The sequence below is a fragment of the Serratia sp. 506_PEND genome, assembly GCF_001076875.1.
GTDB classification, from domain to species: Bacteria; Pseudomonadota; Gammaproteobacteria; order Enterobacterales; family Enterobacteriaceae; genus Serratia; species Serratia marcescens.
Genome location: NZ_JVEL01000642.1, coordinates 1 through 8801, shown reverse-complemented (window position 1 = coordinate 8801; position 8801 = coordinate 1). Strand labels below are relative to the sequence as shown.

Below are 8801 nucleotides of genomic sequence, written 5' to 3'. Positions count from 1 at the left end.
CTGTCGCCTGACTCTGATTTATTCAACAAAGCCTGTATGATGTTGTTTATCATGTCATTACATTCTGATTTTGCTTGCTGTGACATTTGGAAACATATCCTCTATTTGGTGTGTGCATTTTCTTGCTGTGCATGTTCGCTTCATTAAAAGCGCATAAAGAGACGGGCAATGTTGCCGTTTTCAACATGATGCTTTTTTTGTTCACGATGAGTAAGTCGCACCCGGTATGCCAGACGGTGTCTGGGATCGGGCTGAGTGACGGACATCTGTGAGTGGCGCCTACCCGCCGCCAATTGAACCTTCGTTTATTTTGCCGCGCTACAATAGGCGAAAATTTCCCCATGGAGCCTATCGTGCGCAAATCCAGATTCTTTCTCGTGGCTTTGTTGTGCCTGTGCGCCGCCGCCGTGTTGTATGTCATGGCATACCTGGCGTTGAGGCATTACCTCAGCGATGGGGAGAAGGCCTACCCGGATATCACCATTGAAATCCGCTGAGTGCCGTTCGCCGCCGGGTTGGGTCAACACCGCTACCTTCAAGAGCGGCGGTTTTGAGTCGCGCCTGTTCGTGGTGCGTTGAGCAAAATGTCATATTTCCCATTCGGCGTTACATCTGGCCGAGCAAACTTACGCGGGGATGACAGTTCTATACATTGAGATTGGTACTGTAGCTCTACCCGATGATGTTGTGTGTTATCCATTCCCTGTAGTGTATTACCCCATCCCTGTTAAGTTTATCCCGCCTTGTGCGGGATTTTTTTTATCTGCGCATGCCTGGTGGGGTAACGCGATTTTTTTGAATAACACCGTCAGTTTTATTCGGTATTCAGTCGCTGCGCGCTTGATTAGATTGAACGCGAGAGGGGCGCCGTCGGCGCCTTTGTGCAATGAGTGGAGAATTTCTATGGCGAAGACAGTAGTGGTGTTTCATTCCGGCTACGGCCATACCGAGCGTTTGGCGAACGTGGTGGCGGAAGGCGCCGGGGGGGAATTGATCGCCATCGATCAGAACGGCGATATCAGCGACGAAGCCTGGCAGACGCTGGATGAGGCGGACGCCATCATCTTTGGCTCGCCGACCTATATGGGCGGCCCATCCTGGCAGTTCAAGAAATTCGCCGACGCCAGCTCCAAAGCCTGGTTCGGCCGCAAGTGGCAAGACAAAGTGTTCGGCGGCTTTACCAACAGCGCCAGCCTGAACGGCGACAAGCAGGTGACGCTGATCGCGCTGCAGACGCTGGCTTCGCAACATGGCGGCCTGTGGGTCAGCCTGGGGCTGCTGCCGGCCAACACCAAATCGGCGCAGCGCACCGACGTCAATAACCTGGGCGGTTCGGTGGGGCTGCTGGTGCAGACTCCGGCGGATGCCGGCGTGGATGAGATGCTGTCGGGCGATCTAGCGACCGCCAAGCTCTATGGTCAGCGCGTAGCGGGCTTTGCCGCCAAACTGGCGTAAGACCTATCGCGTAGATGGGACGGTGACGCGGTTGAACGGATGCCGCGTTCATTTTCTCTGCACAATTGGCGTGTAATCTGCGAAATGTTATTAGCCTGCTTGGGCTAACACTGCATTTCGTACAAATATTCCCGGTTCCTAGGCCGGGTTTTTTGTTGCTAAGGTCTGCTTAAGCTTTCGCCGCTATACTGCGCGTCAGCATGGCCATGCAATGCATGGCCGTGTCGTAACTGTCGATTTGCTGTTGTTCAAGCAAGCCCGCTTCATGCGGGCTTTTTTTGGGTTGTTATTGCACAGGCGGCCCAGTTGCAGGAAAATAATCGCGCAGTGATTCAAACATCATTTAATGACCAATAACCATAAACTTATTAATGTAATTAACGCCGTCGGCGGCCTATTACGCCATGCGCTATGCTGACAGCAGAGTAGGTATTATTTGCTGACGCTATGCGGGGGGGTCCCGCCGCGGCCGCCTCAGGCTAAGAAAAGTCTGTTAATTAAATGTTAATGTTTTTTATTATTGATTTGTCTGGCTTTTTTGGTTGAAATTCGGATTGACTATCCCTCACTGGCCGGGCGAGCGAGTATGCACATTATTATTCTGGTTATTAGCAAAATATGGGCGAGGCGATGAACGCCAGAATAAACGCCAGGCATGGCCTGCCGCTAACGGTTCAGCTGATCAATCTTTTCATGCTGGCCTTTTTACTTTCCCTGGTGGGTATTCTTAGCCGGCCAATTGGCTCGCTTTCCTTATTTTGGCCGGTAAATGCGATTCTGCTCGGTCTGCTGCTGCGCAAACCCATTTACGCCACGCCGCTCGGCTGGCTTACCACCTATCTGGGCATGATAGTCGCCGATCTCATTACCGGCGAAGGCTGGTCCCTGGCGCTGTGGCTGAACGCCTGCAACATGTCGCTGATCGCCGTCGGTTACGGCATCATGCTGATGCTGCCCCAATCTCAACGGCGCATGGGCAAGCCCCAGGCGATACTCTATATGTTCAGCGCCAGTTTGGCCGGCGCGGCGGTGGCGTCGACGCTGTCGGTGCTGCGTAATGACAGCCTCTATAACAACACGGTGGTGATCGCCTGGCTGGCCTGGTTCAGTGAGCAGTTCTCGACGACCTTGCTGCTGTTGCCGGTGCTGATGGCGGCGCCGCGGCTGAAGCAACTGTTGCGCATGCAGGTGCGTTGGCGTTTGCAAGGCTGCCTGCCGCTGCTGGCGCTGCTGCTGTCGCTGGTGTTCAGCGTCTATATCGGCGGGCCGGGTGCTATCGCCTTCCCGATCCCGGCGCTGCTGTGGTGCGCGGTGCGCTACCAGCTGTTCCCCGTGACGTTGCTGACGCTATTGACCGGCATGACCGAGATCAGCAGCATTTCCGCCAACCTGATGCTGTATGAAACGCCGAACAACCACAACGCCTTCCTCGATACGCTGATGTCCGCCCGACTGGGCATCGCCATGCTGGTGATGGGGCCGCTGATCCTCGCCAGCTCTATCGCCGCCAACCGCAAGCTGATGCGGCGTCTGGAGCACAGCGCCAACCACGATTTTTTGACCGGCGTGCTGGCGCGCAGCGCGATGACGCGTAAAGCGGGCGAGCTGCTGGAGCATAAACATCGCTCCAAAGAGGCGGTATCGCTGTTGCTGATCGACATTGATCATTTCAAGCAGATCAACGATACGCACGGCCACAGCGCCGGCGATCAGGTCTTGGCGTCGTTCGCGCACATCGTGCGGCGCGAGCTGCGGCACGATCAGCTGTTCGGCCGCCTGGGCGGGGAAGAGTTCGCCATCATGCTGCCGCGCGCGCTGGCGGCGCAGGGCGTGGCGTTGGGGGAACATTTGCGCCGGCTGGTGGAGCAGACGGCGCTGCAGGTGGAAGGCAAGCAGACGTTGAAAATCACCATCAGCGTCGGCGTCGCCAGCCTGGCGATGAACGAAGTGAAATCGCTGGAGCAACTGATGAACATGGCGGATATCGCGCTGTATCGCGCCAAATCGCAGGGGCGCAATCGGGTGGAGTCGTTCAACGTGGTGAACGGCAACAGCGTCGAGCATATCCTGTTCCGTTAGGGCTCGACGCCGGGCAACCGTTGCTTACAGGCTTTTCAGCGCCTTGATGGTTTCATCCATGTCGATCTCGTGCTCGGAGAAGGTATGGGTGGTGTTCTGGAAAGTGGTGATGGTCAGCATGCGCAGCGTTTGCATGGCCTGTGCCTGCTCTTCTGACTGCGGGCGAATGCGATTCATCAGCAGGCCGACCGACAGCACGGTGTTCTCTTTATCCACATCGGCTTTGACCGGCACTTCCTTGGTGAAGGTATTGAAAGACTTGATGCTGGTGATCTTGATTCTTTCATTGGCGATGATGATGTATTTGCTGGGCGCCAACACTTTGACCGCATAAGCCGACGGACCTTTGGTGTTATTGGTCGGTTCGAAGGTCACCGCCGCGTTTTTCTTAATCAGCTCCGGATTCTGCACTTTAATCACGTGAAAATAACGATTTTCTCCGTTCTCGTCGGTAATAAAGCCGAAGCCTTTGTCTTCAAAAAAAGTCGTTATCTTGCCGTTCATCGCTATTCTCACAAAAGGGATCAATACAGCGCTTATGATAGCGCGGAATGCCTTGCAGCGACAGATTGCGCGGGCGGCATTTAGTCATGCGATAACGGCATTTAGCGGCTTTCCCCCCACATGCTATGTTCATGCTGACTTCATTCAATGCGAAAAAGGAATATCGATGGGCATCAAACGTCTCAATCACGCCGTGCTGTATGTCAGTGACGTGCGGCAGAGCGCCGACTTTTATCATCAGGTCTTGGGCTTCAAGCTGAAGCCGTCCAACAGCCCCGACCGGGCGGTATTTACCCAGGCCGCCGATTCGGACAACGATCACGATTTGGCGCTGTTCAGCAAGAATCTGGGCCAGCAGCGCGCCGGGGTGTTTCGCGCCAACAACGAGCCGCCGGCAGAGCATGAGCCACCGGCCGGGCTGTACCATCTGGCCTGGGAAGTGGACAGTCTGGAAGAGCTGGAGCGCATTCGTCACCAGCTGGCCGAACGCGGCATTCTCGGGCTGGAAGAGGATCACGGCGTACACAAAAGCATTTATGGCCACGATCCGGACGGACTGCTGTTTGAGGTGACCTGGTTTATTCCGCCGGCGCTGCTGACCGAAGAGGATAAAAACCGGCAGGGAATTCGCCCGCTGGATTTCGCCGCCGAGAAGCGGCGTTTCGCCGGCCTGTAAGCGGATCAGGTACGGGGCGCCGCGGCGCCCCGACGATCACAGCACTTTGTTGAGGAAGTTAACGGTGCGCGGGTGCTGCGGCTGAGCCAGCACCTGCCTGGCGTCGCCCTGCTCGACGATCTGCCCGTCGACCATAAACACCACCCGATCCGCCGCTTCGCGCGCAAAGCCGATTTCATGCGTGACTACCACCAGCGTGACGCCCAGATCCGCCAATCCCTTAATCACGTCCAGCACTTCGCCGACCAGCTCGGGATCGAGCGCGGAGGTCGGCTCATCGAACAGGATCACCTTCGGGTTCAGCGCCAGCGCGCGCGCGATGGCGATGCGCTGCTGCTGGCCACCGGAGAGGTGGCGTGGGTAGGCATCCGCCTTGTGGCGCAGCCCGACGGTATCCAGCAGTTCATAGGCCACCGCCTTCGCCCGCTCGCGGGAGTGAATTTTGTGCACCACCGGCGCTTCGATGATGTTTTCCAGCACCGTCAGGTGCGGGAACAGGTTGAAGTTTTGGAACACGTAGCCGACGTTGATGCGCTGCCGGAGAATGGCCTTTTCCTTCAGCTCGTACAGCCGGTTGCCCTTGCGGCGGTAACCGACGTAGTCGCCGTCGATGCGGATAAAGCCTTCGTCCACGCGCTCCAGATGGTTGATCGCCCGCAGCAGCGTCGATTTGCCGGAGCCGGAAGGCCCGAGGATCACGGTTACGGTGCCCGGCTGCAGCGTCAGGCTGACGTCGTCCAGCGCCTTGTGTTTGCCGAAAAACTTGCTGACGTTGCTGATTTCGATCAGGCCGCGTGCCGGCACCGGGGTGAGATTGCGCGCCGGCTGTTCGGGCAAGGCGTAATAATCAATGGCTTCAGACATGCGGGTCTCCTAACGTTTTAGCCAGCCGGCCAGTTTCTGCCAGGGCGTCGGCGGCAGTTCGCGCACCGCGCCCCGAGCAAAATAGCGCTCGATGTAGTATTGGATCACCGACAGCGCGGTGGTGATGAACAGATACCAGACGGTGGCGACCATCAGCAGCGGTATCACCTGCTGAGTGCGGTTATAGATCACCTGGATGGTGTAAAACAGCTCCGGCAGCGCCAGCACGTAAACGATCGAGGTGCCTTTCGCCAGGCTGATGATCTCGTTGAAGCCGGTCGGAATAATGGAGCGCAGCGCCTGCGGCAGAATAATGCGGAAGGTGCGGCGATAGCCCGGCAGGCCCAGCGCCGCCGCCGCCTCGTGCTGGCCGTAATCCACGCCCAGAATGCCGCCGCGGATGATCTCGGCGGTGTAGGCGGACTGCACCAGCGTCAGGCCCAGCACCGCCACGGCGAACTGGCCGAGGATGTCGATGGTCGGGTAACTGGCGAACACCACCGAGGTAAAGGGAATGCCCAGCGAGATGGCGTCGTACAGATAGGAAAAGTTATACAGGATGATCAGCACCAGGATCAGCGGCAGCGAGCGAAATAGCCAGATATACCCCCAGGCCAGCGACGCCAACAGGTAAGAGCGCGACAGCCGCGCCAGCGCCAGCAGGGTGCCGAACAGGATGCTGAACAACGTGCCGAGCAGCGTCAGCAGCAGGGTCTGTCCCAGCCCCGCCAGCACCGCCGGGGCGAAGAACCACTCGGCGAACACGCCCCATTCCCAGCGCGCGTTGCCCGCCACCGATTGCACGATGGCGGCCAGAATAAACAGCGAGAACAGGGCGCCGATCAGCCGCAGCGGATAGCGGGCGGGCACCACTTTCAAGACTTCTTGTTTGGACATGTCATGTCTCCTGACTACAGATAAAGGGGGTTTAGGCGATTTTCCTTTCCGACGCGCAACAACACGCGTCCTCTGCAATCAGGCTTTTGCGGAACGGCAGGCGGCCATCGTAGGGCGGACGGCTGTAAACCTCGCTGTCAACGGTGGGATCGAACTGCGGCTGGTAACCGTTGCTCAGGTACAGGCCCACCGCTTCTGGCTGGCGAAAGCCGGTGGTCAGGTAGAGCCGGCGATACCCCTGCGCCAGCGCCAGCGTTTCCAACTGCTGCAATACCCGCTGCGCCAGGCCCTGGCGGCGCAGATCGCCCCGGGTCCAGATGCGCTTCAGCTCGGCGGTTTGCGCGTCATAGCGTTTGAAGGCGCCCATAGCGATCGGCGCACCGGCGCGCAGCAGCACGATGAAAGCGCCCTGCGGCGGCGCGTACAGGTCCAGCGGTTCCGGTTCCTGGTCACCAAAATAGTCGCCGTAACGCTGGCGATATTCGCCGAACAGCCCCTCGATCACCGGGGCGATCAGCGGATCGGTCGGCAGCGTCTGAATGAAAGTGTCTTGCGTCATCGCGCGCTCCTAATCGCCCAGGCCGGGCGGGTTGATTTCCGACTGCGCAAGGCGTTCGACGCTCTCGCCCCAGCGGTTGAGCACCTGATCGTACTGTCCGCCGCGGATCGCGCCGTTCAGCGCTTCATTCACCGCCTGCACCAGGCCATTGCCTTTACGGGTGGTGACGGCGATGTGCGCCGCCTTGGGCCAGCCGCCTTCCACCGTGCCCGCCAGCCGGGTGCGGCCGTTCAACGCCGCCTTATAGGCGCCCAGCACGTTCGGCCCGAAGTAGGCATCGGCCCGGCCGGACTGGATCGCCAGCGTGGCGGCTGCATCGTCGGTCACGTAGATCGGCTGGAAGGGTTTGAGCCCCTGTTGCCGATTCTGTTTGTCCCACGCCAGCAAAATTGCTTCCTGATTGGTGCCGGAGCCGACGATGATCTTTAATCCGGCGATATCGGCAGGCTGTTTGATCGTTGCGATCTTGCCGCCGGTTTTGACGTAAAAGCCGAGCGAGTCGATGCGGTAGGTGGCGAAGTCGAAGCGGGTTTTGCGTTCTTTGGTCACGGTGACGTTGGTGATGGCCGCGTCATACTTGCCGGAAACTACCCCCAGCGGCCAGTCTTCCCACGAGGTTTGCACTACGTTCAGCTCCAGGCCCAGGCTGTCGGCCACCAGTTGCGCGATATCCACTTCACTGCCGATCAGTCGCCGGTTGTCGGCGGCGAACAGCGCCAGCGGCGGCGTGTTGAGCGCGGCGATTGCAACGGTGAATTGGCCCGGCTTCACGAAGTGGAAATCGGCCGGCAATTTGGCGATCGCCTGCGGGTTTTTCGGCGCGTGGATCGGGGTTTCATTGGCCTGTAAATCGATGCCGGTGTCCGCCTGCGCGGCGCCGGTCAGGCTCAGCAAGGCCGCCACGAGGGCGGCGGTAACGATTTTTTGCATAGCGGGTATCCCTGACAGCGTTCTTATTATTGGGTGAATCTGTTCAACGGGCGCGTCAGGCCCAGGTGCTCGCGCAGCGTGTCGCCATGGTACGCCCGGCGGAACAGGCCACGTTGTTGCAGGATGGGCACCACCCGATCGACGAAGTGGCCGAAGGCGTTGGGCGTGCCGCCGCTGATGATGAAGCCGTCGGCGGCTGCGCCGTCGAACCAGCGTTGCAGGCCGTCCGCCACCGCTTCCGGCGTGCCGCTGAACACCGGGCGCGGCGAAGCGGCTTCCAGCGCCACCTGGCGCAGCGTGAGGTTCCGCTCGCGGGCATTGCGCTTGATGGCGTCGGTGGTGCTGCGGAAGCTGTTTTGCCCCAGATCGCCGATGTCCGGGAAGGGGGCGTCCAATGGGTGGCGGGAAAAGTCGTAATGTTCGAAGTAGCGGCCAAGATAGTTGAGGGCGTTCTCGATGCTGACCAGGCGGGCGGTCTCCTGGTATTGGCGCTCGACGTCCGCGTCGTCGTCGCCGACGATCACGCTGACGCCCTGGAAGATGCGCAGGTCGTCCGGCTCGCGCCCCTGTTCCACCAGTTGCCGCTTCACGTCCTGATAAAAATCCTGCGCCTGCTCCAGCGTGTCGTGATGGGTGAAGATCGCATCGGCGTGTTGGGCCGCCAGCCGTTTTCCGTCTTCAGAGGCGCCGGCCTGGAACAGGATCGGGCGGCCCTGCGGCGTGCGGCCGATGTTCAACGGCCCCTGCACCGAGAAGAACTCCCCCTGGTGATTGAGGGTGTGCAGCTTCCCGGCTCTGAAAAATTCGCCGCTGGCTTTATTGCGCACGAAGGCATCG

Annotated in this window: 10 protein-coding genes; 4 read left to right on the top strand and 6 right to left on the bottom strand. The window is 59.2% G+C overall.

Annotation, left to right across the window (positions count from 1 at the left end):
• The first annotated feature begins 353 nt into the window (after positions 1-353).
• The 3 genes from ADK28_RS32615 (at position 354) to ADK28_RS29100 (ending at position 3534) form a co-directional block, all read left to right on the top strand.
• A complete protein-coding gene (locus ADK28_RS32615; RefSeq protein ID WP_193392150.1) occupies positions 354-497 on the top strand; it encodes a hypothetical protein in 144 nt (47 codons plus the stop codon).
• A gap of 406 nt (positions 498-903) precedes the next feature.
• Positions 904-1455, top strand: coding sequence for a flavodoxin family protein (locus tag ADK28_RS29105; protein ID WP_048797459.1), 552 nt, complete (start codon positions 904-906; stop codon positions 1453-1455).
• A 630-nt stretch (positions 1456-2085) separates the two neighbouring features.
• Positions 2086-3534: a sensor domain-containing diguanylate cyclase gene (locus ADK28_RS29100; RefSeq protein WP_033634293.1), complete on the top strand. Its 1449-nt coding sequence runs from the start codon at positions 2086-2088 to the stop codon at positions 3532-3534.
• A 24-nt stretch (positions 3535-3558) separates the two neighbouring features.
• Here ADK28_RS29100 and ADK28_RS29095 read toward each other — a convergent pair whose 3' ends face one another.
• Positions 3559-4038, bottom strand: a complete 480-nt coding sequence (locus ADK28_RS29095; protein ID WP_016928791.1) for a cold-shock protein — start codon at positions 4036-4038, stop codon at positions 3559-3561.
• 166 nt (positions 4039-4204) lie between these two features.
• Here ADK28_RS29095 and ADK28_RS29090 point away from each other — a divergent pair, with 166 nt between their 5' ends.
• Complete coding sequence (locus tag ADK28_RS29090) at positions 4205-4714, top strand: VOC family protein (RefSeq protein ID WP_048797458.1); 510 nt, start codon at positions 4205-4207, stop codon at positions 4712-4714.
• A gap of 36 nt (positions 4715-4750) precedes the next feature.
• Here ADK28_RS29090 and ADK28_RS29085 read toward each other — a convergent pair whose 3' ends face one another.
• From ADK28_RS29085 to ADK28_RS29065, 5 genes are all read right to left on the bottom strand, one after another.
• The gene (locus ADK28_RS29085; RefSeq protein ID WP_015376924.1) at positions 4751-5578 is read right to left on the bottom strand and encodes an amino acid ABC transporter ATP-binding protein; all 828 of its coding nucleotides are present in this window, start codon (positions 5576-5578) and stop codon (positions 4751-4753) included.
• Between the two features lie 9 nt (positions 5579-5587).
• Positions 5588-6475, bottom strand: a complete 888-nt coding sequence (locus ADK28_RS29080) for an amino acid ABC transporter permease (protein ID WP_004940038.1) — start codon at positions 6473-6475, stop codon at positions 5588-5590.
• Positions 6476-6506: 31 nt separating this feature from the next.
• A complete protein-coding gene (locus ADK28_RS29075; RefSeq protein ID WP_015376925.1) occupies positions 6507-7034 on the bottom strand; it encodes a GNAT family N-acetyltransferase in 528 nt (175 codons plus the stop codon).
• Positions 7035-7043: 9 nt separating this feature from the next.
• Positions 7044-7964 carry an ABC transporter substrate-binding protein gene (locus ADK28_RS29070; RefSeq protein ID WP_048797457.1) on the bottom strand — a complete coding sequence of 307 codons (921 nt, stop codon included), beginning with the start codon at positions 7962-7964 and terminating at the stop codon, positions 7044-7046.
• A gap of 26 nt (positions 7965-7990) precedes the next feature.
• The coding region (locus tag ADK28_RS29065; protein WP_048797456.1) for an NtaA/DmoA family FMN-dependent monooxygenase at positions 7991-8801 on the bottom strand (811 nt) is incomplete at its 5' end.

Excerpts from the sequence above, each read along its gene's own strand:
- ADK28_RS29085 (WP_015376924.1), bottom strand. The coding sequence starts at position 5,578 with ATGTCTGAAGCCATTGATTATTACGCCTTGCCCGAACAGCCGGCGCGC.
- ADK28_RS29105 (WP_048797459.1), top strand. The coding sequence starts at position 904 with ATGGCGAAGACAGTAGTGGTGTTTCATTCCGGCTACGGCCATACCGAG.
- ADK28_RS29090 (WP_048797458.1), top strand. The coding sequence starts at position 4,205 with ATGGGCATCAAACGTCTCAATCACGCCGTGCTGTATGTCAGTGACGTG.
- ADK28_RS29080 (WP_004940038.1), bottom strand. The coding sequence starts at position 6,475 with ATGTCCAAACAAGAAGTCTTGAAAGTGGTGCCCGCCCGCTATCCGCTG.
- ADK28_RS29100 (WP_033634293.1), top strand. The coding sequence starts at position 2,086 with ATGAACGCCAGAATAAACGCCAGGCATGGCCTGCCGCTAACGGTTCAG.
- ADK28_RS29095 (WP_016928791.1), bottom strand. The coding sequence starts at position 4,038 with ATGAACGGCAAGATAACGACTTTTTTTGAAGACAAAGGCTTCGGCTTT.
- ADK28_RS29075 (WP_015376925.1), bottom strand. The coding sequence starts at position 7,034 with ATGACGCAAGACACTTTCATTCAGACGCTGCCGACCGATCCGCTGATC.
- ADK28_RS29070 (WP_048797457.1), bottom strand. The coding sequence starts at position 7,964 with ATGCAAAAAATCGTTACCGCCGCCCTCGTGGCGGCCTTGCTGAGCCTG.